The 23,882-nt window shown below is 67.0% G+C and carries 18 protein-coding genes and 2 tRNA genes; 9 read left to right on the plus strand and 11 right to left on the minus strand.

The genetic code is table 11. The annotated features are described in order from the left end of the window. The first annotated feature begins 156 nt into the window (after positions 1–156). The 3 genes from ftsY to mutY are packed head-to-tail and all read left to right on the plus strand — an operon-like array spanning position 157 to position 3,748. Positions 157–1,395, plus strand: coding sequence for a signal recognition particle-docking protein FtsY (ftsY, locus tag AB5T46_RS16075; RefSeq protein ID WP_370565056.1), 1,239 nt, complete (start codon positions 157–159; stop codon positions 1,393–1,395). Beyond that, the gene (locus AB5T46_RS16080; RefSeq protein ID WP_370565057.1) at positions 1,392–2,666 is read left to right on the plus strand and encodes an AsmA family protein; all 1,275 of its coding nucleotides are present in this window, start codon (positions 1,392–1,394) and stop codon (positions 2,664–2,666) included. Before ftsY ends, AB5T46_RS16080 begins: the two co-directional genes overlap by 4 nt. Next, positions 2,663–3,748, plus strand: a complete 1,086-nt coding sequence (gene mutY, locus AB5T46_RS16085) for an A/G-specific adenine glycosylase (RefSeq protein ID WP_370565058.1) — start codon at positions 2,663–2,665, stop codon at positions 3,746–3,748. Before AB5T46_RS16080 ends, mutY begins: the two co-directional genes overlap by 4 nt. Before the next feature lie 20 nt (positions 3,749–3,768). Here mutY and AB5T46_RS16090 read toward each other — a convergent pair whose 3' ends face one another. Then, positions 3,769–4,227: a DUF6491 family protein gene (locus tag AB5T46_RS16090; RefSeq protein WP_370565059.1), complete on the minus strand. Its 459-nt coding sequence runs from the start codon at positions 4,225–4,227 to the stop codon at positions 3,769–3,771. 282 nt (positions 4,228–4,509) lie between these two features. On the opposite strand from AB5T46_RS16090, the gene AB5T46_RS16095 reads away from it, so the two are divergent. Beyond that, the gene (locus AB5T46_RS16095; RefSeq protein WP_370565060.1) at positions 4,510–4,806 is read left to right on the plus strand and encodes an oxidative damage protection protein; all 297 of its coding nucleotides are present in this window, start codon (positions 4,510–4,512) and stop codon (positions 4,804–4,806) included. Here AB5T46_RS16095 and AB5T46_RS16100 read toward each other — a convergent pair. Continuing rightward, positions 4,758–5,234: a DUF6491 family protein gene (locus AB5T46_RS16100; RefSeq protein WP_370565061.1), complete on the minus strand. Its 477-nt coding sequence runs from the start codon at positions 5,232–5,234 to the stop codon at positions 4,758–4,760. The genes AB5T46_RS16095 and AB5T46_RS16100 overlap by 49 nt on opposite strands. Before the next feature lie 168 nt (positions 5,235–5,402). Here AB5T46_RS16100 and AB5T46_RS16105 point away from each other — a divergent pair. Next, a tRNA-Phe gene (locus AB5T46_RS16105) sits at positions 5,403–5,478 on the plus strand. 303 nt (positions 5,479–5,781) lie between these two features. Here AB5T46_RS16105 and AB5T46_RS16110 read toward each other — a convergent pair. Continuing rightward, the gene (locus tag AB5T46_RS16110) at positions 5,782–7,932 is read right to left on the minus strand and encodes a TonB-dependent siderophore receptor (RefSeq protein ID WP_370565062.1); all 2,151 of its coding nucleotides are present in this window, start codon (positions 7,930–7,932) and stop codon (positions 5,782–5,784) included. A gap of 70 nt (positions 7,933–8,002) precedes the next feature. On the opposite strand from AB5T46_RS16110, the gene AB5T46_RS16115 reads away from it, so the two are divergent. Continuing rightward, the gene (locus AB5T46_RS16115; protein ID WP_370565064.1) at positions 8,003–9,154 is read left to right on the plus strand and encodes a DUF1624 domain-containing protein; all 1,152 of its coding nucleotides are present in this window, start codon (positions 8,003–8,005) and stop codon (positions 9,152–9,154) included. 77 nt (positions 9,155–9,231) lie between these two features. Here the strand turns inward: AB5T46_RS16115 and AB5T46_RS16120 are convergent, their stop codons facing one another. Continuing rightward, positions 9,232–9,621, minus strand: a complete 390-nt coding sequence (locus AB5T46_RS16120) for a hypothetical protein (protein ID WP_370565065.1) — start codon at positions 9,619–9,621, stop codon at positions 9,232–9,234. A gap of 310 nt (positions 9,622–9,931) precedes the next feature. Between AB5T46_RS16120 and AB5T46_RS16125 the strand changes: the two genes are divergently transcribed. Then, a complete protein-coding gene (locus tag AB5T46_RS16125) occupies positions 9,932–10,783 on the plus strand; it encodes a tetratricopeptide repeat protein (RefSeq protein ID WP_370565066.1) in 852 nt (283 codons plus the stop codon). An 89-nt stretch (positions 10,784–10,872) separates the two neighbouring features. After that, a tRNA-Val gene (locus tag AB5T46_RS16130) sits at positions 10,873–10,947 on the plus strand. A 468-nt stretch (positions 10,948–11,415) separates the two neighbouring features. On the opposite strand, the gene AB5T46_RS16135 is transcribed toward AB5T46_RS16130, so the two are convergent. From AB5T46_RS16135 to AB5T46_RS16145, 3 genes are all read right to left on the minus strand, one after another. Beyond that, a complete protein-coding gene (locus tag AB5T46_RS16135; RefSeq protein ID WP_370565067.1) occupies positions 11,416–13,578 on the minus strand; it encodes a CBM96 family carbohydrate-binding protein in 2,163 nt (720 codons plus the stop codon). Positions 13,579–13,710: 132 nt separating this feature from the next. Then, on the minus strand, positions 13,711–13,998 hold the full coding sequence (gene nadS / locus AB5T46_RS16140; protein WP_370565068.1) for a NadS family protein: 288 nt from the start codon (positions 13,996–13,998) through the stop codon (positions 13,711–13,713). A gap of 146 nt (positions 13,999–14,144) precedes the next feature. Next, the gene (locus AB5T46_RS16145) at positions 14,145–14,354 is read right to left on the minus strand and encodes a hypothetical protein (RefSeq protein WP_370565069.1); all 210 of its coding nucleotides are present in this window, start codon (positions 14,352–14,354) and stop codon (positions 14,145–14,147) included. A gap of 304 nt (positions 14,355–14,658) precedes the next feature. On the opposite strand from AB5T46_RS16145, the gene AB5T46_RS16150 reads away from it, so the two are divergent. Beyond that, positions 14,659–14,871 (plus strand): hypothetical protein, encoded by a 213-nt coding sequence (locus AB5T46_RS16150; protein WP_370565070.1) that lies wholly within the window; start codon positions 14,659–14,661, stop codon positions 14,869–14,871. 56 nt (positions 14,872–14,927) lie between these two features. Here AB5T46_RS16150 and AB5T46_RS16155 read toward each other — a convergent pair whose 3' ends face one another. The 4 genes from AB5T46_RS16155 to AB5T46_RS16170 all read right to left on the minus strand — a co-directional run bounded on the left by AB5T46_RS16155 (position 14,928) and on the right by AB5T46_RS16170 (position 23,842). After that, positions 14,928–15,653 carry a M15 family metallopeptidase gene (locus AB5T46_RS16155; RefSeq protein WP_370565071.1) on the minus strand — a complete coding sequence of 242 codons (726 nt, stop codon included), beginning with the start codon at positions 15,651–15,653 and terminating at the stop codon, positions 14,928–14,930. After that, on the minus strand, positions 15,650–17,236 hold the full coding sequence (locus tag AB5T46_RS16160; protein WP_370565072.1) for a serine hydrolase domain-containing protein: 1,587 nt from the start codon (positions 17,234–17,236) through the stop codon (positions 15,650–15,652). Before AB5T46_RS16160 ends, AB5T46_RS16155 begins: the two co-directional genes overlap by 4 nt. Before the next feature lie 110 nt (positions 17,237–17,346). Next, on the minus strand, positions 17,347–20,226 hold the full coding sequence (locus tag AB5T46_RS16165) for a TonB-dependent receptor domain-containing protein (RefSeq protein ID WP_370565073.1): 2,880 nt from the start codon (positions 20,224–20,226) through the stop codon (positions 17,347–17,349). 535 nt (positions 20,227–20,761) lie between these two features. Next, positions 20,762–23,842: a TonB-dependent receptor gene (locus tag AB5T46_RS16170; protein WP_370565074.1), complete on the minus strand. Its 3,081-nt coding sequence runs from the start codon at positions 23,840–23,842 to the stop codon at positions 20,762–20,764. Positions 23,843–23,882: the final 40 nt, after the last annotated feature.

Genomic DNA, 23,882 nt, shown 5'->3' on the forward strand with positions numbered 1-23,882 from the left:
GGTGATAGGCAGACGGGTGCCGCGCCAGCGGCCGCCGATGATGCGCACGTTGCCGCTCATGCGCGGCGTCCTGGCGCGCATGTCGTCTGCCGGATTGTCACGGGGGCGGGTGCTACCATGCGCGCCATTGTCCCCCATCCACGATGTCACGGCCGCATGGTCAGCTGGTTTCGACGCGACAAACCCGAGCCGGTCAAGCCGGAAGACAGCAAGCGCCGCCTGAGCATCGAGGAACTCGCCGCTGCGTTCCCCGACAACCGGCCGGCGCCGCGCGACGATGCGCAGACGACGGAGGCGCCGCCTCCTGCCCCGGTCGAACCCGCTCCTGCTCAGACTCCTGCTCCGGCCCCTGCTCCGTCCGCCCCGCCGGTCGAGGACCGCGCCGCCGCGGTGGCGGCGGCTGCCGCGGCAAGCGCCGCCTTGCGCGAATCCGAGGCCGCGCCCGCTGCGGCATCGGGCAAGTCCGGCTGGCGCGAACGCCTGCGCGGCGGCGGCTTCGCCCGCAACCTCGGCGGGCTGTTCGCGCGCAATCCGAAGCTCGACGACGATCTGCTCGACGAAATCGAAACCGCGCTGCTGACCGCCGATGTCGGCGTCGCCGCCACCACCGAGCTCGTGGAAGCGATGCGCAAACGGATGAAGGCGCGCGAGTTCGCCGATGCCGCGGCGCTGCTGACCGCGCTGCGCGGCGAACTGATCGCCCTGCTGCAGCCGGTGGCGCGGCCGCTGGTCATCGATGCCGGCGCCAGACCCTTCGTGATCCTGACCGTCGGCGTCAACGGCGTCGGCAAGACCACCACCATCGGCAAGCTGGCCAAACGCTTCAAGGACGAGGGCCACATGCTGATGCTCGCCGCCGGCGACACCTTCCGCGCCGCCGCGGTCGCGCAGCTGCAGGCCTGGGGCGAGCGCAACGACGTGGCCGTCGTCGCCCAGGGCCAGGACGCCGACGCCGCCTCGGTTGCCTTCGATGCGTTGCAGTCGGCGAAGTCGCGCGGCGCCGACGTGCTGATCGCCGACACCGCCGGGCGCCTGCACACGCAGCAGGGACTGATGGCGGAGCTGGGGAAGATCAAGCGCGTGCTCGGCAAGGTCGACCCGGCCGCGCCGCACGAGGTGCTGATGGTGGTCGACGGCACCACCGGGCAGAACGCGATCTCGCAGCTGCGGCAGTTCCACGCCGCCGCCGGCGTCACCGGGCTGGTGGTGACCAAGCTGGACGGCACCGCCAAGGGCGGCGTGGTGTTCGCGCTGGCGCGCGAGTTCGGCATCCCGATCCGCTATGCCGGCATCGGCGAGCAGCCCGAGGACCTGCGGGTGTTCGACGCCGAGGCCTTCGTCGACGCGCTGCTGCCCGAAGCGCTAGGGCCTGCCAACGCCATGGGCGTGGGGTGAAGCGGCGCGGCGCGATCGCGCTGCTCGTGATCGCGGCGCTGCTGCTGGTGGCGCTGTTGCTGCTGCGCTGGCTGATGCGTGCGGACGTCCTGGGACCGATGGTGCTCGACAGGGCCGGCGCCGCGCTGGGACTGGAGATCACCGCGGAGGCGTTCGACTACCGCCTGCGCGGCACGCCGCAGCTGGTGGCGCGCGGCGTGGTCGCCCGCGAACCCGGCGCCCCGGAGCCGTTGCTGAGCGCCGACCGCGTGCTGGTGTCGGTGCCATGGTCGACGCTGCGCGCACGCGGCGCCGACCTCGCGATCGAGCGGATCGAACTGGATGCACCGGTCGTCGGACTGGCGGCATTCCGGCGCTGGTGGTCGGCGCGTCCACCGGGCGAAGGCCCGCCACCCACGCTGCGGGGCGGACTGCATGTCGTCGACGGACGCGTGTCGGGAGACGCCTGGCGAGTGGACGGCATCGCCCTCGACCTGCCGGAATTCGCCGCCGATCGTGCGCTGCGGGCGCACGCCCGCGGCCGCTATGTCGCCGGCACGCTGCAGGCACCGTTCGACCTGCACGCAAGCATGACCCGGCCGTCGGCGGACGCCGGCGTCGGCATCGCCGGCGAGATCTCGCCGCAGGGCGACGGCTGGCAACTGCCGTCGACCATCGTCCTGTCGACGCATTTGCAGGGCCCGTCCCCGGGATCGTCCGCAGCCACTGACGACGCCGGGCTGCGACTGCGGCAGCTGCGGCTGTCGTCGCGCGCGCGCTACCTGTCCGGCGCCGGCGCGCAGCCGTTCGTGTTCGGCTTCGCCGCAGAAGGGGCGCTCGCCGACGGCGGGCTGCAGTTGCGGCCGGCTGCGTTGACCCTGCGTGGCCGGGAACTGATCCCGCGTTTGCGCGCGCGCGGCGCGATCGGCTTCGCCGACGGGCTGCAACTCGCGCTGCAGGGAGAACTGGCGGACTGGCCCGAGGCCTGGCCGGCACTGCCGCCGCCGCTCGGCGCATCACAGGCACCGTTGCCGTTCGAACTGCGGTACCGCGGCACGCTCGCGCTGACCGATCCGGTCGCGCTGCGGCTCGAGCGCGACGGCGCCCGCTTCGACGGACGCCTGCGCGTGCCCGAACTCGCCGCCTGGATCGATGCCGGCAGCGGCGACTCGCCGCTGCCGCCGTTGCGTGGCCGCATCGAAGCACCGCGGATCGATATCTCCGGCGCCATCCTGCACGGCGTCGAGATCGAACTGGAAGACGACGGCGTGACCGAAGGCGCCAACCCATGACCGCACAGCAGGACCAGGACTTCGCCGCCCGGCTGCTGGCCTGGTTCGACGTCAACGGGCGCCACGACCTGCCCTGGCAGCACCCGCGCACGCCGTACCGCGTGTGGCTGTCGGAGATCATGCTGCAGCAGACCCAGGTGCGGGTGGTGACGCCCTACTTCGAACGCTTCGTCGCCGCGCTTCCGGACGTACCTTCGCTGGCCGCGGCGGCACTGGACGACGTGCTGGCGCTCTGGTCCGGCCTGGGCTACTACGCCCGCGCGCGCAACCTGCACGCGGCCGCGCGCATCTGCGTCGACCGGCACGGCGGCGACCTGCCGCGCGACTTCGACGCCCTGCTCGCCCTGCCCGGCATCGGCCGCAGCACCGCCGGCGCCATACTGTCGCAGGCATGGGGCGATCGTTTCCCGATCCTCGACGGCAACGTCAAGCGCGTGCTGTGCCGCTGGCACGGCGTCGAGGGCTGGCCCGGCGCACCGAAGGTCGAGAAGCGCCTCTGGCAACTGGCCGAGGCGCAACTGCCGGACGCGCGGCTCGCCGACTACACCCAGGCGCAGATGGATTTCGGCGCCACGCTGTGTACCCGTCACGATCCGTCCTGCCTGCCGTGCCCGCTACGGGAGGGCTGCGCAGCGCTGCAGTCCGGCCGCGTGCCCGAATTGCCGACCCCGAAGCCCGGCAAGCCGCTGCCCGAACGCGAGGCCATCGTGCTGCTGCTGCAGGACGACGATGGCCGCGTGCTGCTGCAGCGGCGCCCGCCGGCCGGCATCTGGGCCGCGCTATGGTCACTGCCCGAGGCCGCCGACCACGACGCGGCGCGCAACTGGTTCCGCTCGCATGTCGACGACGACTACGACAACGGCCGGGCGCTGGCATCCATCGCCCACGGCTTCACCCACTACCGGCTGCAGTTGCATCCGCTGCACTGGCGCCCGGTCGCGCCGCGGACGGCGGTGCGCGACGACGGCGACCTGCGCTGGGTCGCCCCGGCCGAACTCGGCACGCTCGGCATCCCGTCGCCGATCCGCAAGCTGCTGGAGCGCGAGAGCGGCCCGGCGGACGACGCGCCGCACCCGCCGTAGAAGCAGCAGCATTCCCTTGGTCAGTCCTGCTCCGGCTGCCGCTGCCGCTCCTCCACGTTCGCTTCGCGCAGTTCCTGCTCCGCCACCTTGACCGCCTTGACGTCGACCGGACGGATCTCCTGGATGCGGCACGGGATGCGCCCGATGTCGGAGCCCCCGCCCCGCACGATCACGTCGTCGAAGCGCGCCGAGACCTGTCCCGAGAAGTTGGTCAGGCTGATCGCGGGAGCAAAGCCCAGATCCTGGCACGGTCCCGCCAGGTCCAGGAGATAGGCTTCGTTCGGACGCGTCCACACCACCAGAGCGCGTTCGCCCAACGGGGTCCAGCCATTGAGGCTGCCGAAGAACCGGAAGTCGCGCACCGGTTCGCCGGCACTGGAGCGGTACATCTCCATGCGCTGGCTGTCGGTCAGCCGGTCTGTGCTGGCACAGGCGCCCAGAACGAGGATCGATCCAAGAAGCAACGAGATGTGTTTCATGCTCACCCTCCTGACGGGGGTCGAATGGACGTGTACGTCATGCACCCGCTGCCGCCCCGCCGGTACGGGTGGCGAACGCAGCCCATCCATCGACTCCATCCCGCCGGCCACGCCCGCGGCCACATTATGCCGCCCTTTGCGCAGAAGCGTTTTGCCTGCCGCTGCCGGCCGCGATGCCGCGCATCGCCCGCGGAGCGGGATTTGCGCGGACGACCCGGAAGAAAAGCAGCGGAGCGAGCTCCGCTCTACAATGGCGGCCAGCAATTTTCCGGGACCGATCCGATGCGCACCGTGTTCTGCCAATACGAGCAACGCGAGACCGAAGGCCTGGATTTCGTGCCCTGGCCCGGCGAACTCGGCAAGCGTATCTATGCCGGCATCGGCAAGGCCGCCTGGAGCGCGTGGCTGGCGCACCAGACCATGCTGATCAACGAGAACCGACTCTCGCCGCTCGATCCCAAGCACCGCGCCTTCCTCGAGAAGGAGATGGAAAAATTCCTGTTCGAGGGCGGCACCGACAAGCCGGCCGGCTACGTGCCGGAACCGGGCGAATCTTCCGGCACGCCGCCGTCCGGCTGATCCGCCGGCATCGCGTCGGCGTCGCGGAGCTGGCGCTCGGCCTCGCGTATGGCGTTCACGTCCAGCGGACGGATTTCGCGGATGTGGCACGGGATCTGGATCGAGCTGCGGTTGAGCGCCATCACCTTGTCGAAGCGCGCGTACACCTGGTTCATGTTGCTGGTCAGCGAGATCGCCGGGGTGTAGGGCAGGTCCGGGCACGGCCCGGACAACTCCAGGAGATACGCCTCGCGCGGCTTGGTCCAGACCGCCACCGCGCTGTCGCCCAGCGGCGTCCAACCGTTGATCCGGCCGAAGAACCGGAAATGCGGCACCGGCTCGCCGGCGTTGTCGCGGTACAACTCGAGCTTCTCGGCGTCGCTCATCCCGGTGCTGGCGCAGCCGCCGAGCGCGAACGTTGCGAACACGATGGAAAGAATCCGTTTCATCGTCGACTCCCTGCCCGTCGGGCATCATGAGTCATGTGATGATGCCGCCCGGACGCATCACGGGCGAGTCGATGCCGCCCGGCATTCAGCCTCCAGCCGGCTTGCCGGCCGCGCCCCGGCCTCGTATCATGCCGCCCTCGCACACGGCCCGTCCGCGTCGCGTCACCCGGCCGGGTAGCTCAGTTGGTAGAGCAGGGGATTGAAAATCCCCGTGTCGGCGGTTCGATTCCGTCCCCGGCCACCACGGATTACCGAAAGGCCTGCAGCAATGCAGGCCTTTTTTGGTGCCTCGTTCGAAAACGGAACGAATTTCGCTTGCTTCCGCTGCGCTTGTCTTCCCCCTTCGAAGAAAGGGATTGAGGGGGGCGAAAGTCGCCGCTTGCGAGCCGCAGGCTTGCGGCGGCTTGAGCGTTCCCGCACGCTGCGCGACACCGGCGACGGCGTGTTCATGACGTCCGGCAAGATCGTCAGCCGGAGGTCGCGGTTCCGACCGGAAACGCTGTAGCCAGGCACGCAGGATGCATTTCAGTCGACCGCAACGTACGGATCAGAACCGCCACTGCGCACCCAGCGTCAGCGTGCGCGCCTCGCCTACCGACACCCACGGCGTGGCCGCGACCGAGCTGGTGTAGTAGGTCCGGTCGAACACGTTGTCCACGTCCAGCGACAGGCGCAGGGCCGATGTCGGCCGCCAGTACGCGGTCAGCTTGGCCACGGTGTAGGCCGGCAGCTCGGACGGCGCGACGCCGGCCTCGGCCTGGGCGCGGGTGTAGGCCTCGGCGGGACGCGCGCCGGTATGGGTGAGGCCGCCGCCGATGCCGTACAGGCCGCCGCCCAGCGCACGTTCGTAGACCGCCAGCAGGCTGGCGTTGACGCGCGGCACGTTGATCAATGAACGGCCCGGCTGCAGGGTGTTGTCCTCCACGACCTCGACGTCGTTGAAGGAGACGCTGGCGTTGGCGCGCCAGTGCTCGGTGACCTGGCCGGCGAAGTCCAGCTCCGCGCCGCGGCTGCGCACCCGGCCCGCGGCGATCAGCTGGCCCTCGTTGTCCGGATCGCCGGTCAGCACGTTGCGCTTGACGATGTCGAACAGGGCCAGCGTGCCGCCGAGCCGGCCATCGGCCGCCTGCCACTTGGCGCCCAGCTCCAGCGCACGGCCGGTTTCCGGCGCCGGCGGCGAACGGGTGTCGCTGCCGCCCCAGACGTCGGCGCCATTGTTCGGGCGGAACGATTTGCCGGCATTGGCGTAGATCGTCCAGTGCGCGTCCGGCAGCCAGCTCAGGCCCAGGCGCGGCGAGGTGGCGGACGGACTCTGGCTGTGGCGGGTGCCGAGGCGATGGTCGTACAGGGTCTGCCGATGGTCGTCGCGGCGCAGGCCCAGCAGCAGCCGCCAGCGTTCGCCCAGGCCGATCGCGTCCTGCAGGTACAGCGCGCGGTTGCGCTGCGTCTCGCGCGTATCGATGAACGGCAGCGGCGCCGGCTGCGGCTGGCCGTAGACCGGCTGCAGGAGGTCGAGCGCATACGGCTCGGCAGCCGAGGGACGCACGCGCAGCACGTGCTGGTCGAAGGCGTAGTCGTAGGTTTCCACGCCGACCAGCAGGTCGTGGCGCAGTGCGCCGGTGGCCAGTTCGGCGCGCAGTTCGGCCTGCAGCACGGTGTCCTCGGAGGCGTAGTCGCGGTGGCGGCGCTGTCGCCACAGGGTGCGGCCGTCGGCCTGCAGCGCCGACGGCTCGGTGGAGAGGCCGCGCAGCGCGGTGGTGCGGCGCGAGGCGGCGATCCGGCCGGACCAGCCTTCCGCCCATTCGTGATCGAGCACCAGCTGGTGCGTGCGGTTGTCGACCCGGATGTCGCCGTCGGCCGGCTCGCCCAGGAACCGCTCGCGCGGCACCGCGCCGAGCCTGCCGTCGACCTGGAGTACGCCGCGGTCGAGCGGCACCTCGTGGCGCAGCCATTCGCCGTCGTACTCGAGCGTGGTCGCCTCGCCCAGGCGCCAGGTGAACGCCGGCGCCAGGAACGCACGGCGGCTGCGGACGTGCTCGCGCACGCTGCCGCCCTCCTCCGCGGCGGCGTTGAGGCGATAGGCGAAGGCGTCGCCGAGCGGGCCGGTGGTGTCGAGCACGGCGCGATAGCGGTCGCGATTGCCGGCATACAACTCCACGGCGGTGCCGCGCCGCCACTGCGGCGCCTTGGTCACCAGGTTGATCGTGCCGCCGGGTTCGCTGCTGCCGTAGAGCGCGGCGGCCGGTCCCTTGAGGAACTCGATGCGCTCGAGGTTGGCGGTGTCGCGCGGCGCGTTGTAGCCGCGGTTGCCGGCCAGGCCGTTGCGCAGCATCGCGCTGCCGGTGTTCTCGCTGCCGGGCAGGCCGCGCACGGCGAAGTTGTCCCACAGGCCGCCGAAATCGTTCTGGCGGGAGATGCCGCCGACGTAGTCGAGCGTGTCGTCCAGGCGCGTCGCGCCGAGGTCGTCGATGGTCTGGCGCGAGAGCACGCGCACCGACTGCGGCAGTTCGCGCAGCGGCAGATGGGTCTTGCTCCCGCTGGTCTCGTCGGCGTAGTAGGCGCCGGAGTCGCGGCGGCCGACCACGCGCACCGCGTCCAGGTCGGTCGCGGCGGTATCGGCGGAAGGAGACTGGGCCTGGGCGGGAATGCAGACGAGCAGCAGCGGCAGCGCGACGAGCCGCAGTCGGGAAAAGGTCATATCGATCGACGAAGCAGAGGGCGGGTAATGTTATCTTATAACGATTCCTCTACGAAGCGCCCTTCCCCGCATGCCCCTGATCTCCCGATCGCAACGCCTGCCCGCCATCGACCTGCTGCGCGGCACGGTCATGCTGATCATGCTGCTGGACCACGTGCGCGAGACCTTCTACCTGCACTACCAGGTGCTGGATCCGATGGCGCTGGAACAGACCGGCACGGGCCTGTTCCTCGGCCGCATGCTCAGCCACCTGTGCGCGCCGGTGTTCGTGTTCCTGACCGGATTGTCGGCCTTCCTGTATCGCGATAAGCAGCGCAGTTCGGCAGCGGCGTCCGCGTTCCTGCTCAAGCGCGGCCTGTTCCTGGTCGTGCTCGAACTGACCCTGGTCAACTTCGCCTGGACCTTCGAATTCCCGCCGCACACGATCTACCTGCAGGTGATCTGGGTGATCGGCCTGAGCATGATCGCGCTGGCCGCGCTGCTGTGGCTGCCGCGCCCGGCGCTGGTCGCGCTGGGCGTGCTGCTGGTCGCCGGGCACAACCTGCTGGATGGGCTGCAAGTGGCGCAAGACTCGGCCTGGCAACCGCTATGGGCGGTGCTGCACCAGCGCGAGTGGATGGCCGTGGGCGACGGCCTGCGCCTGCGCACCTCGTATCCGCTGCTGCCGTGGATCGGCGTGATCGCACTGGGCTATGCCGCCGGGCCGTGGTTCTCGGCGCGTTTCAGCGCGGCGCAGCGGCAGCGCCGGCTGGTGGCCGCGGGCGCGGGTGCGCTGCTGGGCTTCGTGCTGCTACGTGCGTTGAATGTTTACGGCGACGCGCCCTGGATCGCCGGCGACGGCGCGGGCGCGACGCTGATGAGCTTCTTCAACGTCACCAAGTATCCGCCGTCGCTGCTGTTCCTGCTGCTGACGCTGGGGATCGGCCTGCTGCTGCTGCGCGCGTTCGAACGGCCGGCCATCGCGCATCGGCTCGGCTTCGTCGCCGTGTTCGGCGCCGCGCCGATGTTCTTCTACCTGCTGCACCTGTACGTGCTGAGGGGCCTGTACCTGCTGTGCCTGCGCGCCTGGGGCGCGAACCAGGGCGAGGTGTTCGGCTTCGCGCACGTGGCGGGCCTGTGGCTGGCGACCCCGCTGCTGGCGCTGGCGCTGTATCCGGCGGTGCGCTGGTTCGCGCAGCTCAAGGCGCGGCGCCGCGATATCGGCTGGCTGAAGTACCTGTAGCGCGTCCGGGCGGCGCCAACGCAAACGCCCCGCTTTCGCGGGGCGTCGACGTCCACTGACGGTGGAGAGAGACCTCTTCAGCCGCGGGTGCGCGTGGCCGCGCGTTTCGCGGTCTTGCGCGGGGTCGCACGGCGCGCGGCCTTGCGCGCAGCCGGCTTGCGGGTCGGCGGCGCGGCGATGCCGAGCTTTTCGAGCACCGGCGCCAGGCGCGCCTCAACCTCGGCGCCGAAGCCGGCGATCTTCGGTTCGACCTGCTCGCGCAGGGTGATCGCGCCGCCGCGGGCGACGTCGAGGACATCCACGGCATATCCGGCGGCGCGGCGCTGCAGGCGGTCGGCGGTGGCGGCGGCGTTCGCGACGGCATTGCCGGCTTCGCGGCGGGCGACCGAGATCAGGCCCAGCGACGCCAGCCAGGCGTGGCGGAGGTTCGGATCGGCGCTGAAGTTTGCGGTTTTCGATGCAGCCATGACGGGCTCCAATGGTCGGCAAGATGCCGGTTTCGATGCCCCAGCCTGCCGCCCGGCGGTCGAGCAAACACACTAGCCGCAGCCAATTTCCGTAGGAGCGCGCCATGCGCGCGATACCGCGGGCGTCTCCGGCCTCGGTCATCGGCGGTCCCGCCACGAACCGGAAGGCGCGCCGGTGGACGGAATCGCATGGCTGCACAATGCCCGCGGCATCGCGCGCATGGCGCGCTCCTACGGCGGCGGGGCTTGCCTCCCGCCGGCCACGGCAGGATGCTGCTGCCATCCTCCCTCATCGCACAAGGATCCGACGATGGCCAAGACCGCCTGGGCGCCCTTCCCGCTCGATGCCAAGGGCTACGCCTATGCCGGCGACGCGCTGAAGAAGGCCTGGCCGAAACTGCATGCCGGCGACTGCGAGCCGTGGCCGGACGAGAAACGCTCCGCGGCGCTGTTGCAGGCCGCCGGCAAGGCGGCGCCGAAGGGCGTGGACGCGAAGGGATTGGCGGGATCGCTGCAGGAGGCCTGGCGGGCGTTCCATCGCGGCGACTTCCAGGCGGCGTTCGAAGCCGGCGAGCAGCTGGGCCCGATCGGCGCCTCGGTCGCGGTGAAGGCGCTGGGCATCCACGCCACCCACCTGGTCGACAGCGACGCCGAGAAGCTCAGGCGCTTCGAGCAGGCCGCGAAGATCGCCGAGGCAGCGGTCGGGGCGCTGCCGGGCGAGGCCAACAGCCATTATCGCCACGCCTTCGCGCTGGGCCGCTACAGCCAGGGCCTGAACATCGCCAAGGCGCTCAAGCAGGGCATCGCCGGCAAGGTCCGCGACGCGCTCGACAACACCCTGGAACTGGCGCCGAAACATGCCGAGGCCCACACCGCCATGGCGCTGTACCACGCCGAGATCATCGGCAAGGTCGGCGGCATGATCGGCGGCCTGACCTACGGCGCCAAGGCCTCCGAGGCCGAAGCCCACATCAAGAAGGCGCTCGCGCTCACCCCGGCCTCGCCGGTCGCCCACATCGAATACGGCAACCTGCTGATGCTGCTGCACGGCGAGCGCAAGGAGGACGCCGCCGCCGCCGCCTACGAGAAGGCCGCCGCGATCGAGCCGCTGGACGCGATGGAGGCCCTGGACGCCACCTACGCCCGCGACCAGCTGGAGTAGGCACGGCCGTGGACCGGCGGCTTGTTCCCGCCCCGCCCCGCCCGTAAACTACGCGGCCTGCCGGCGCCCAGCGCGCCCGGCACCGGATCGGGCGGTTAGCTCAGCGGTAGAGCATTGCCTTCACACGGCAAGGGTCAGTGGTTCGATCCCACTACCGCCCACCAGTACAAACCCATGAAACTGCAGGTTTTAGCGAAAAGGCCACCCTAGTCGGGTGGTCTTTTTTTGCTTTGTAAGGCACGCGCACGGCAATCCGTTCCCGATTCGGCACTACCAAAACGCAGCCGCCACCATGAGTCCCGGCACAACTGGCGGCCTAGCCAAGTCACGCTCGGCGGCGCTCCCACAGCAATCACACGTGCGCTGACACGCTGGCTGGGGGCGCCCCATTTGCCCGTCCCAGGCTTGCCGCACGGGCTCTACCCCGTTTCCACGGACAGTTGGGGTAAGAGTCTAAATACCTGATCCCGGGCATCAAGCCTGCGTCGGATGATCGGGTTGTGAATCTGCCGTAGAGGCTCTCTCCTGCCACTTGAAGCGACAGCTTGATGCACTTAGCCGGATCTGCAAAATTCACATGGATGGATGTTGGTTCCTGCATAAGGATATTTCGATGTGTATTGACCCACTGTTTAGCCTGCATCAACCAGCAATTGCGGTCCAACGCCGTCAGATTGATTTTTTGAATGTGCATATACCGGACTACTGCGAGAACCGGCGCACGTCAGAGCCAAGCTAATCAGGGTGCGCCCGGCCTCGAGTTCACTTCGAACCCAGTCCGTGACATCCCATTCGAATTCTGCCATTGGGCCGGCAACCGGCCTGCTATCCAAGGCGTCGCTTTGCAGAGCGGGCCTATTGCTCCAGGTGATTGTGTCCTCCGCCCAGCTCGTGTCCGCTACTGCATACACCCGCACCCAAGCGCCCTGAAAACCGGAATTCTCAGGTGATATGTGTCTGGCGGACAGGCGCAGCCTGACATTTTTCAATCGGCCAGCGTTAACCCCAACCAGATTGAACTTCAAATACGCCCATCTTTTGAACTCATCATACTCACTATGTTTTATCATGAGCACGTTCCTACCGCCAAAGTTGATATTAGAATAACTACCACCTTGCACGTAGGCATCGTGAATGACGGGAAAATGCGTGTAGGAAGTGCTACGCCGTTCATCGATCTGCGCAAGATACAGCGATTCAGGCTTCAAGCCGTCTTCGTCAGTTCCCTTGATATAACCGGCAGGATGTTCGAAGAAACCCGTCCCAGTAACGTGACCGAAACAGCCGATGGCATAATTTTGAGCGGTAGGCGGTTTCTGGATGATGATATTCTGATCGCTGGGTACGACAGCGTTCCATGCCACGGAGTGCGCCGCAGCCCAACCATGGCCTCCTCCAAAGCTGCCACGATTGTAGAAACCGAGCGCATTGCCATTATTATTTGGATCTATCTCCGTAAAGCCATCGTACAACATTCCCTGCGTCCACTTCTTGTGCCCCTCACTCATCAAATACCCATACTGTGAAGTGCATCTTAGGAATACTATGCCAGAAGCCGTGGCGTTTCCATTGGATACGAAGGCGTGTCTTGCCTTCGTTGCCAGGCAGTCGACGAATAGAATTTGTTGAGACGACCCCTGAACATTAAAATTATAGCGCTTGCTACCATTAATAATTGAAACCGGGTCAATGGCCTTACAGTTGGCAACGGTCACTCGGGTGGCTCTATACGTAATGACCCCGGAAAGTCCGAAATGCAACATCGTGCAATTTTTTATCCATGAATCCTGAACATTCAGTAGTTTGATTGCATTCCATGCGTGATCTTCATCTTCATCCGGGCTACCCGTGTATGCAATATCGATCCGGAGATTCTCCACGCCAACTTCCGTAATCAGCCCATCTCCATCCCATCGATACAAGTAGCATTGAGACAGATTCCTGTTCAAGTGATTGAATACAGGCGCATCTATCGTGATGTGATTACCGGAAATCGCGGCGATAAATCGATTATAGACAATGGGAACCGTATATAATCCCCATGGAGGATCGTACGCGGTCCCGCCGCCGTCGACCGCTTCCAGCCACTCTTGAGTGCAAGGATGCACAATCATAATGTTATCGCCAACGGCAAGCGAAGCCGCATCTTCGACCCGAAATGTTCTTGCACCTACAGGCACAAGATCAGTGATAATATTTATTCTTGTATCGGGTATATGGTCCAACCAATCAGTATCTGTTTTACTAACACGAACCACAGAATCGATACTATTTCTGACTGAACGAATGACCGTATTATCGGCCTGATTCGCCCCATCGCCTACCCCGCGCAGCACTACTCCTGAATTCCTGATATGAATTGTGCCGGTTACCTCGTACTCTCCAGCTTCCATAAGCACCGTGCCCCGGAACCCGTTGGCATCCTTCGGCAATCCCCCAACGTCATTGATCGCACTTTGAATGTTTTGCGTATTATCGCCTGGCACGGGTCGAATGTTACGCTTCACCGGTACGTTCGGAAGCGGCCGCTCGCCATTGTGATAGCCGGCATAACTGAAATCCGGGATCCGGTTGCCCTCTTGATCCGATCGGTACACCAGCTTCCCGCTTTGATCGAAGGACACGGGTATGGATTGCCATGATGCCAAAACCTCGGGCGTGAGCGCCGAACCGGTAGTCTCTGCCGCGAATGCCCGTCCTCCCAATCCAAGATGCGGCACCACGAGTCCCGTGGTCGTCAAGCCAACGCCTGCTCCCAACAACCGTCTCCGACGCAAATCAAAATCGTTTGACATTTTTCTTGCCTCCTGCTGTCAAAATGCATTTGGGTTGTGGAACCGCTCGATGTAGTCGAACACGTCCGTCCGAGTGGGGTTAGGAAAATTCCTATCCTTACCTGCGAACAAGGTGGCAGGCAGCCCTCTGTTCTATGTGAGCGCCTTAAGGACGTGCTTCGGGTCGTTCTCGATAGCCTTCAGGAGAGCCTTAGCCGACCCGGTAGGAGAACGCCTCCCCTGCTCCCAGTTGCGCAGAGTGCCTACCTCTACGGAGATGACCTTTGCGAATTTGGCCTGGGACAAGCCAGTCAGGGCCCTGACTTCCTTTACCTCCACTGGATCGACATGGAACTCACGGGACGGTGCCCGCTCGCCGCGGACAATCTCATCCATCTCGCTCACGCTTTGCGTGAGTTCGCTGAACACGCCGTCTTTCATGGCTTGCTCCAATGCCGGGCCTCAATGAAGGCCGAGGGCGCAATGTAAATCAATGGCGTATGTGCGCCAATGACGCACCACGACCCTTCTTGGAGCCTGTTCAGCTTATTCATGCTCTAAGATTGTCCGCGGGCGCGGGCTTCCGCTCACCGCTCGACCCCGGCCGCGGCCAGCATCGTTTCGATGCGGACTTCCACATGGGTGGAGTCCTCGGGAGTGACGGCGCCGTCGCCGATCTCGTCGGCCTCCTCGGCGAACGCGGCCCAGAAGTCCTCCTCGTCCGGATACTCGTCCAGCAGCAGCGGCAGCTTGCGTTCCAGGGCATCCAGGCGCGCGTCGAGTTCCTGCCGGTCCATGTCCGCTCCTCGTGGCTTTGGTCGGCTTCCAAGGTTTGCCGCGCCGGCGTTGTTCCGAAGTGAATGCAGTTGCGGCGATCCGTCGCCGCCGCGGGCGGGCCCGCCGACCGCTGTAGGATTTTTCCTACACGCTTTTCCTTCATTCGCCGACTGTGCCGGCCGTGGTGTTTCGCGAAGATGTCACCACGCCCCAGCAGCACGGTCCATGCGTCGGCAACGGATGCCGCTCCGCAACGGAATCACGGCCGCGACCCTGAGCAAGTCATCCAGCTGGGCTGGGGCATTTCACTTCTGGAGACTTAGGATGGAACGCATCCTGATCGGGGTCGAGCCGGACGAGCACGGCTGGCGCATCCAGCTCGCCGGCATCACGCTCGAGCGCAATCTCAAGCAACCCGCCGCCCTCGGCCGCGCCGACGACCTGGCCCGCGAACGCCACGCCTCCACCGGCCTCCCCACCGCGGTGCACATGCGCATGCTGTGCGGCGACCGCGTGATGCTGGGAATGCACGGCTGAGCGTTGCGTCGCGCGTCTTGCGGGCGTGGTTGGCGACGAGGTAGCCCGCTTCCGCGTCAGCGGACCGGCACGTCGAACGCGACGTCCGGCGAGGGTTCCGGCTGGAACCCGTAGTGCCACCACTCGCGCTCGTAGTTGCGGAAGCCGTGCCGCTCCATGGCGGCGCGCAGGCGATGGCGACTGCGCCGTTGCGCCTCGCTGGCATTCGGGCTGTCGGTATGGGCGAGCGGATCGAAGAAGTCGAACCCGGTGCCCATGTCCAGCGGCGCGCAGTCCCGCCCGGACGCGTCGCAGCGCAGCAGCGTCAGGTCGACCGTGGCGCCGCGACTGTGGCCGGAGCGCTCGGCGATGTAGCCGTGGACGAGTTCGCCCTTGTCCAGGTTCGGATAGTGTTCCGCCTTGGTGCGCAGGTCGCCCGCGTCCTGCACCCAGCGCATGAAATGCCGCACCGCGCGCACCGGCCGGTAGCAGTCGTAGACCAGCAGGCGCAGGCCCTGCGGTCGCAGCGCCATCTCCACCCGCTGCAGCGCTTCGGCCACCGGCCGCAGCAGGTAGCAGCGCGGCGCCTCGTAGCCGTCGATCGGCGCGCCGACGAAGTTGTCGCTGCGGGCATAGCGGATGTCCTGGTGGATATCGGGTATCAGGGTATCGATCGCGACCAGGCCCGCCTGCTCCGCCGTGCGCGCCGGCGACACCGCCGGCCCGTCCGCGACGGGCGCGCACGCCGCCGGCAGCAGGACCGCGGCCAACACGATGCACCAGCGGGACGGCAACGGCTTCATGGGCATTCGCCGACGCGGACGAAGGCGAGATCCTGGTAGTCGTAGCTGAAGTCCGCCTGCGGATCGACCTTGGCCATGGCCAGCGTCGGCGGCGCGTTCGCATCGTCCGCATCGGCGAACGCCAGCCAGGCCTCGGCATCCACGCTCACATCGTCCCAGTCCACCAGCAGGCGCTCGCCGACCCGCATCACTGTGCCGCTCAGCATCGGCGACCTGGCGGCGACGAAGCGCACGACATCGTCGCGCCGGCAGACCGACGCTTCGCCGAACCACGGATCGCGATACACGCCGAGCCACGGCGTCATGCCGTCGACGCCCGCGACCTGCCGCGACGACGTGTCCGGTGCCGAGGCGCCGCCATCGTCCCTGTCCGCCGCCGCTTCCGCGGCGATGGCGTCGGCGTAGTCGCCGACCGTGCGGTCCGCCTCCTCCGGCGCGGTGAAGCGCTTCGACAGCGCCTGCACCAGCGCGCTGCGCGCGTCCGAACCGCCGCCGTTCATCAGCACCACGAAGCCGACGCCGAGTTCCGGCAACAGGGTGACCGCCGAATACATGCCCGCCAGCGTACCGGTATGCGAGACCTTGAGCAGGCCGTCGGTGTCGTTGAGCCGCCAGCCGTAGCCATAGGCATTGAAACGCGCGCCCTCCCACTCGCGCAGGCGCCGGCCCAGCGGCATCGGCGTATGCGCGGTCCACAGCGCGGTGCGCTGCTCGGCGGACAGCCAGGGGCGGCCGTCGACCAGGCCCTCGCGCTCCGGCTGCAGCCACATCCGCACCCAACGCAGCATGTCGTCGAGGCTGCAGCGAATCCCGCCCGCCGCCGCCATCGGCACCGCCGCCACCACCTCGCCGTCTTCGCGCACCGGCACGTTGCGGCCCTCGATGCGGATGTGCGGCTGCGCCACCTCGCCCACCTCGTCGCGCCGCCACTCGCCGACGCGGCAGCGCTCGAGGCCTAGCGGCTCGAACAGCTCGCGGCGCAACAGCACCTCGTAGGACTCGGCGCCGGCCGCCGCCGCGGCGACCTCGCCGGCGACGATGTACAGCGTGTTGTCGTAGGCGTAGCGCGAACGGAAGCTGTGGATCGGCTTCAGGTGCGCCATGCCGGCGATCACGTCCTCGCGGGTGAACAGGTTCGGCTCCGGCCACAGCATCAGGTCGCCGGCGCCGGCGCCCAGGCCGCTGTTGTGGATCAGCAGGTCGCGCACCTGGATCTCGCGGGTCACCCACGGATCGTGCATGCGGAAGTCCGGCAGGTGCTCGATCACCGGGTCGTCCCAGGCCAGCTTGCCCTGGTCGACAAGCCGCGCCAGCAGCGCCGTGGTCATCGCCTTGCTGTTGGAGGCGATCTTGAACAGCGTTGCCGGCGTGACCGGCCCGCCGCCGCCCACGTGCAGTTCCCCCGCGGTCCGCACGTAGGTGATCTCTCCGCCCTCGACCACACCGACCGCCAGGCCCGGCAGTTCGAAGCGCGCGAAGGCAGCATCGACCTCGGCGTCGATCGCCGCTTGGCGCATCTCGCCGCCCGGTGGCTCGCGGGCGACCGCCACGTGCATCGCCTGCGCCAGAAGCAGCGCCGCCATGCATATGCGGCCGACGGCTGCGCCCCGCTTCGCTTTCCCGCGGGACACGTCGCGCGGTCCCTGGCCTGGCGCGCCTGCGCGCCGCACTGTCCTGTCCAATTCGTTGCCTGTCAGAAGAACTTGTATTCGAGCTGCAGGGTATAGGCACGCCCTCGCGGGTCGGCGACACGCGGTTCCCAGCCAGCCCCCGCGGCGAAGTCGTTCTGGTGCGCGGTGAACGGCGGATCCTCGTCGAGAAGGTTCCTGATGCCGAATATCACCTTCAGCGAATCGATGCCGGTGTAGCCGACGCTGTAGTTGTAGGTGGTGTAGCTGGGCACCCTGGGCTCCCATTGCGGCGGGACGTAGGTGTCGTTCCTGACGCTGACGGGGGGCTCGTCGTTGTAGCCGTGGCGGTAGATCTGGGTGAGGCTGTGGGTCCAGTCGCCGCGGAAGTAGCTGAAGTTCAACGTGTGCTTCCACTTGATCGGCAGGTTGTAGTAGCGCACGTAGTCGCCGACCAGGTTGTCGGTGTACGGCAATGCCTCGACACCCTTGGTCCGGAACGAGTCGATATAGCTGCCGTTGAGGTTCACGCTCCAGCGCCCGCCGGCCAGCTCGCCCATGAAGTTGGCATCCACCTCCACGCCCCGCATCTGGCTGCCGCCCGAATTGATGTAGCGGCGATCGATGGCGACGACCTCGCCGGCGGCGTTGCGGATCCAGTTCTCCTGGAACAGGTCGTAGTGCTCGACCAGGACCTCGGTCCGCGCCGGTTGGATCGTGTTGGTGCGCTCGATGTCCCACCAGTCCAGCGTCATGTTGAACCAGTCGACCGGCGCGATCACCACGCCGAAGCTCTTCTGCTTGGACTCCTCCGGCTGCAGGTCCTCCTTGCCTCCGAAGAGCATGTCGGGCTGGATCGACTCGCACCCGGGCACCTCGGGATCGGGAACGCCGCCCGGGCAGGTGGCCGGATCGGCCAGGTCGAAGCCGGTGTACGGCAGCTCGCTGACGCCGTTGAACAGCTGGTTGAAGGACGGCACCTTGAAGCCGGTGCTGTAGGCGCCGCGGAACGCGAGCGCATCGAGCGGCTGGTACTTGAAGGACACCTTCGGGTTGGTGGTGCTGCCGAAGCCGTCGTAGCGGTCGTAGCGGCCGGCCAGGGTGACGTCCAGGCTGTCGAAGACCGGCAGGTAGACCTCGGCGAAGACCGCCTCGATGTCGCGGCTGACGTCCTCGAGGATGTTCGCGTCGTCGAACGGCGCGTTGAAGACCGGCCGCAAGTCGGCGCGCTCGTCACCATTGAACCTGAACTCCTCGCGGCGCAGGTCGATGCCCGCGGCCGCGTAGATCGATCCGCCGGGCAGCGACAATCCCACGTCGCCGGAGAAGACGGCGTCGATCTGGGTAACGACCGACTCGCCGCCGTACAGCACCACGCCCGTCGCCGACCCGGCCTCGAGCGCCGCCATTGCCGCCGCCGACTGCTCCTGCCCCGGCAGCAGGAACGGGTTGAGCAGGCCGCTGCCGAAGGCCTCCTGCAAGGCATCGGTGTAGTGGAAGCCGCCGGCCAGCGTCGATGTCGATTCGCTGGAGGCGCGCGACAGGCCGACCGCGTAATCCCACCTCCCGACCAGGCCCTCGAACCCCGCCAGCAACCGGTAGGCCTTGGTGTTGGTCGAGATCTGGCGCGGACCGCAGGCCATGCAGCGCCAACGATAGGCGATGCGGTCGCCGTAGCTGAGCTGGTCGGCGCCGAAATAGTCCGCCAGCGCGTCGAAGACCATGTCGTAGGATTCGCCGGTGCTCGGATACCAGGTGTCCGGGTTGAAGGCGGCAGTCTCCGACGTGCTCGACGAGATCTGGTTCGGCTCGAAGGTCTTCTCGACGTCCACGTCGGAGCCGACGAACTCGACGAAGGCCTCGTGGCGGTCCGACACCTTGAAGGTCGCCCGGCCGATGAAATCGATGCTCTCCTGGGGCTGCTGGATGACCGCCGCGGCGGGATAGTCCCAAGCGCAGGCGTAGCGCGAGGAGGGGACGTTCCACAGGCGGTGATCGTACGGCCCCATCAGGTCGCCGCCGCTCTCGCAGCCGGCCGCGCCGGGCAGGTTCAGGATGTTGACGGCCGCCTGCAGCGATCCGTCCCCGGGATCGAGCACGCCTCCGCCCATCATCGATCCGTCATGGTTGAACACCGTCGCGAACGGCGGACCGCGGGTGTCGGGAGACAGGCCGCGCTCGGGCTGGAAGGCGTTGGAGAAATCGCGGTCGGTGCCGCGCAGGATCTCGTTCTTCTTGAAGCTCACCGTACCGAAGACGTTCCAGCGGTCCGTGTCCAGGTCGCCGCCGCCCACCAGCAGGTTGGCACGATGGATGTTGCCGCCGCCGGCTTCCGTCACGTCGACGAACGCGGAAGCCTCCGCGCCCGTGTAGTCGCGCCTGGTGATGAAGTTGATCACGCCGCCGATGGCATCGGTGCCGTAGACGGCCGATGCGCCGTCACGCAGCACCTCGACCCGGTCGATGGCCGCGAAGGGAATGGAGTTCAGGTCGACAGCCCGCCCCTTGAGGCCGTGCGTGGCCACGCGGCGGCCGTTGAGCAGCACAAGGGTCGCGTCGGCGCCCTGTCCGCGCAGGTTGGCGCCGGACACGCCGTTGTTGCCGCGCTGCTCCTCGTGGACGATGCCGGCATTGCTGGACAGGTTGTCGGAAGAATTGCCGGCGACGTTCATGTACATCAGCAACTGTTCCGCCGAGGTGATGCCCTGCGCCTCGATGTCGGCCTTCCGGAACACGGTGATCGGCAGCTGGCTCTCGACCTCGGTGCGCTTGATGTGCGAACCCGTCACCCGCACGGTGTCCAGCGTCCGGGGCGCGCTCTGGTCGTCGGGTTCCGGCGGATCGGTCGGGCTCTCCTGCCCGAGGGCGACCCCCGGACTCAACAGCCCGACCAGGATGGCCGCGGCGAGACGGCTCGGCTTCGAACGCGGATATGCGGTAGGCATGCGGGATTTCCTGGGTAAGTGGAGCGCTGCGAAACGTTGGCGACGCCGCGCGCTGCCATGCGCGTGGCCATGCCATTCGAGGCGTCGACCGCGAAAGCGACCTCGTGCCCTGGAACGCCAGCCCGTCCAGCGATCGCCCGACCGCGATGGAACGCCCCGCGCCAAAAACGCGACAACACCAGGATTACGCGCTCGCCCTTTTCCCCGGGACCCGCACCAGTTCTCTCGCCGGTGCGGAATGCATGTGACTGCTTCCCGGCCGCCATCCCCCTTTCATTGCTGTGTAACACGACCCCTGTAGGCGGTCAATAATCTATTCCCCCTGCCGTTTTCACGGGAAACATCGATTCCAGTCACTGCGCGGCCTGTGGCATCAGGCAACGGAGCGAGGCCGGTCGTCAGGTTCACGTTCCGAGCGTCCATGCCGGTAGCGGGAGCCCCAAAAAAAGCGGCCGACAGCGCGGCCGCGAGGAGGGCAACACGAAGCAGTGTCGCGATTGGCCCGAGGCGCCCGTGGGCGCCCCGGCCTGCCGGATCAGAACGCCAGCGCCAGGGTCAGCTGGCTGTAGCGCGGCGCCTGCAGGAAACGCTCCTTGCCGAAGAACGCATTGCGGTCGCCGACGCCGGGCTCCAGGTCCTGGTATACCCAGACCGTCTTCTGGTTGTTGAGCAGGTTGTACACCGCCAGCTTGGCCGTGAAATCGACGGCGCCGAAGCTGCGCTCGTAGGCCACGCTCAGACCGATATCGACGATCCAGGGCATCCGGCCGGCGCCGCCACGCGGAGAGTGCTCGAACACGCGCTCGCCGGTGTTCCAGGTGTCGCCTTCCAGCGCACCCGGATAGGTCTGGTCCGCTGTGCAGTTCTCCGTGCACACGAAATAGCTGTGGTAGCTCTTCCAGTTGTACGGATTGCCTACGCCCATGGCGGTGATCGGGCCGCCCGACCGCGCATCCAGGGTCGCACCGACACGCCAGTTGTCGTTCAGGGCATACGCGCCGCGCAGTTTGATCTGGTGGCGATGGTCGTTGGCCAGTGGACCGTCGCCGCGGTAGTTGACGAACGGGTCGTCGAAGTTCTCGGTGCGGCCGGCATCGCCGAAGTTGGTGTCGGTGTTGACCGGGCCTTCGGCATTGCCTTCGCTCCAAGACAGGGTGTACGACGCGTTGAAGGCCCACTTCCCGTCCCAGGCGCGGTCGAGCTGCAATTCCATCGCCTTGTAGGTGCGCTTCGGCTTGACCCAGCCCCGTTGGCCATTTGGCGTCGAGTGCGTGTACTCCCAGGAACGTTCGTCGTCTTCCGGATCTGCCGTACCTTGATCATCGATTTCAAGGACGTAATGGTCGTCCTCGGTCCAGTAGCCGGCCTGGGAGGTGTCGATCGTGAGATAGCCGTCGTCGCTGCCGTCGCAATCGGTGTCGCCCCAGATGGTGAGGTCCTCGCCGGGGTTGGCCATCACCCAGGAACTCGAGACGCGGCCGCAGTGGGTGGCGGTGACGTTGATGTCGTCGATGGCGTTGTTGAGCTTGCGGTAGGTGCCGCGCACGCCCCACGACCATGCCTCATTCAATGCCTGCTGGAAACCGAGGATCAGCTCGTCCTGGTAGACCGGATCCATGTCGGCGTCGACCTCGGCGCGCAGGTCACCGACGGTGCCGTCGCCCTGGTCGTCGCTGAAGCCGAACTGCGGCCCGAGAATCGGCAGCGCGTACTGGACCCCGTCGCGCTCGTGGATCTCCCAGCCGTCGAAGCCGTAGAACGTCCGCTCGTCCAGCAGCGCGCCGCCCTGCTTGATGTTGATGACGTTGGCCACCGGCAGGTAGTAGCGGCCGGCGTTGCCGAACAGCTTGGTGGTGCCGTCGCCCTTGAAGTCCCAGGAGAAGCCGACGCGGGGCGCGATCATGTCGTCCATCTCGATATAGGTGCGCCCTTCCGCGTCCTTGTTGTCGAACTCCTCGTAGCGCAGGCCCAGGTTCAGCAGGAAGTTCGGCGTGATCGACCAGTTGTCCTCGATGTAGAGGGCTTGGTTGTTCGACTCGAACTCGCCGAAGAGCTCGTAGCGGCGGGCACGCACGTACTCGGTGTAGCCCGGCGGCACGGTGCCGGCGTCGGGGATCTGTGCGTTCGGCGTGGTCGTGCTGACCGAGTAGGCCACCCCGCCGGGACCCGAGTATCTCTGGCTGAGGTCGGAAGTGTTCACCTCGCGGTCGTAGCCGAAGCGCAGCAGGTGGTCGCCCAGCGACCACTCGAAGTCCGCACGGGTCTGCTCGCGCTCGTCGTTGCGGTCGTAGATGCTCAGGTTGCTGGAGCAGCCCAGCGGAACGCCGGCTTCGGGCACGCCATTGCCAGCGCTGACGGAGTTGCAGTCGGGATCGTTGGGCGAACCGGTGAGGCTGTTGCGCTCCATGCTGCCGTGCATCAGCTTCATCGACAGCGAATTGGTGAGATAGGAACTCCAGGTCAGCGCCCAATTGGTGCCACCGCTTTCGGAGTACGCGTCGGAGAGCGCATCGCCCACCGTGTCGGTGTCGAAATCGTACTTGTAGGTGGTGGTGTCGGTGCGGTTCTCGTTGGAGAACGCCATCAGATTGAGCAGGTTGTTCTCGGTGATCTGCCAATCCAGCGTCGTCCCCCAGAAGCCGTCATCGGACTTGCCGCGGTCGAAGCTGGTACCCAGATTGTCGGTGTTTTCCGGTTCGATCCGTCTCCCCTCGTACATGGCGAAGAAGAACAGCCTGTCCTTGATGATCGGGCCCGAAGCCCAGGCGTTGAGCTTGGTGTCGTCGGTGGTGTCCTTGCTGCGGGTGATGTAGCGATCGCCGTCGTGGTAGCTGTCGCGTTGCGACGCTCTCCAGTCGTCTGGGGCCCAGACCAGCTTCGCGCCGCCGCGGAACTCGTTGGTACCGGACTTGGCCAGGGCGTTCACCACGCCGCCCGTGGTCCGGCCGAACTCCACCGAATAGCCGCCGGTCTTGACCTGGAATTCCCCGTAGAAGTCGAACGGCGCCTCGGAGAAGCCGACACGATTGTAGAAGTCGGTGACGTTCAGGCCGTTGACGTAGAAGGCGTTCTCCGCGACCGAGGAACCGCCGAAGGAAAGGCCGGCGGCGGAGCGGCCGCCGAACCTTGCCGAGCCCTGCGCCACGCCCGGCGCCAGCAATGCCACCGAGGTGACGTTGCGCTCAACCGGCATGCGTTCGATCTCTTCGGCCGTGATATTGGTCGCCGACTCGGTCGAGGTGACGTCCACGGCGTTGACCACGCGCGAACCGATCACCTGTATGGCGGCCAGGTCGGTCGTGCTGCTGGCCAGATTGACGGTGGTCGCGTTGCCCAGGCTCACGGTCACGCCAACGGGTTGGCCGCCCTCCGCCTGCACGGTGTAGTGCCCAGGTGGAAGCAGCGGGAGCCGGTAGCTGCCGTCGGCTCCGGCCGTCACGCTACGGGTGAAGCCCGTCGACGGGTTGATGATCGTGACCCGCGCCCCGGCCTCGGCCCGGCCGGCCACCGCGCCGGTCACGCTCTGCGCCAGCACCGCCGGCGTGGTTGCGGACAAACACGCCCCGAGGGCGAGACAGAGTGCGGCGCGGCGGAACTTGGTATGGCTGGCCTTCATTAGCGGTTCTCCCCAGAAACAGGTGCGTGATGGTTGGCGA

The sequence above is a fragment of the Luteimonas salinilitoris genome (genome assembly GCF_041300785.1).
GTDB lineage: Bacteria > Pseudomonadota > Gammaproteobacteria > Xanthomonadales > Xanthomonadaceae > Luteimonas > Luteimonas salinilitoris.

Coding starts and splice junctions, on each gene's coding strand:
- nadS (WP_370565068.1), bottom strand. CDS start 13,998: ATGAAAGACGGCGTGTTCAGCGAACTCACGCAAAGCGTGAGCGAGATG.
- AB5T46_RS16150 (WP_370565070.1), top strand. CDS start 14,659: ATGGAACGCATCCTGATCGGGGTCGAGCCGGACGAGCACGGCTGGCGC.
- AB5T46_RS16090 (WP_370565059.1), bottom strand. CDS start 4,227: ATGAAACACATCTCGTTGCTTCTTGGATCGATCCTCGTTCTGGGCGCC.
- AB5T46_RS16120 (WP_370565065.1), bottom strand. CDS start 9,621: ATGGCTGCATCGAAAACCGCAAACTTCAGCGCCGATCCGAACCTCCGC.
- mutY (WP_370565058.1), top strand. CDS start 2,663: ATGACCGCACAGCAGGACCAGGACTTCGCCGCCCGGCTGCTGGCCTGG.
- AB5T46_RS16170 (WP_370565074.1), bottom strand. CDS start 23,842: ATGAAGGCCAGCCATACCAAGTTCCGCCGCGCCGCACTCTGTCTCGCC.
- AB5T46_RS16145 (WP_370565069.1), bottom strand. CDS start 14,354: ATGGACCGGCAGGAACTCGACGCGCGCCTGGATGCCCTGGAACGCAAG.
- AB5T46_RS16160 (WP_370565072.1), bottom strand. CDS start 17,236: ATGGCGGCGCTGCTTCTGGCGCAGGCGATGCACGTGGCGGTCGCCCGC.
- AB5T46_RS16100 (WP_370565061.1), bottom strand. CDS start 5,234: ATGAAACGGATTCTTTCCATCGTGTTCGCAACGTTCGCGCTCGGCGGC.
- AB5T46_RS16125 (WP_370565066.1), top strand. CDS start 9,932: ATGGCCAAGACCGCCTGGGCGCCCTTCCCGCTCGATGCCAAGGGCTAC.
- AB5T46_RS16115 (WP_370565064.1), top strand. CDS start 8,003: ATGCCCCTGATCTCCCGATCGCAACGCCTGCCCGCCATCGACCTGCTG.
- AB5T46_RS16155 (WP_370565071.1), bottom strand. CDS start 15,653: ATGAAGCCGTTGCCGTCCCGCTGGTGCATCGTGTTGGCCGCGGTCCTG.
- AB5T46_RS16165 (WP_370565073.1), bottom strand. CDS start 20,226: ATGCCTACCGCATATCCGCGTTCGAAGCCGAGCCGTCTCGCCGCGGCC.
- ftsY (WP_370565056.1), top strand. CDS start 157: ATGGTCAGCTGGTTTCGACGCGACAAACCCGAGCCGGTCAAGCCGGAA.
- AB5T46_RS16135 (WP_370565067.1), bottom strand. CDS start 13,578: ATGTCAAACGATTTTGATTTGCGTCGGAGACGGTTGTTGGGAGCAGGC.
- AB5T46_RS16095 (WP_370565060.1), top strand. CDS start 4,510: ATGCGCACCGTGTTCTGCCAATACGAGCAACGCGAGACCGAAGGCCTG.
- AB5T46_RS16110 (WP_370565062.1), bottom strand. CDS start 7,932: ATGACCTTTTCCCGACTGCGGCTCGTCGCGCTGCCGCTGCTGCTCGTC.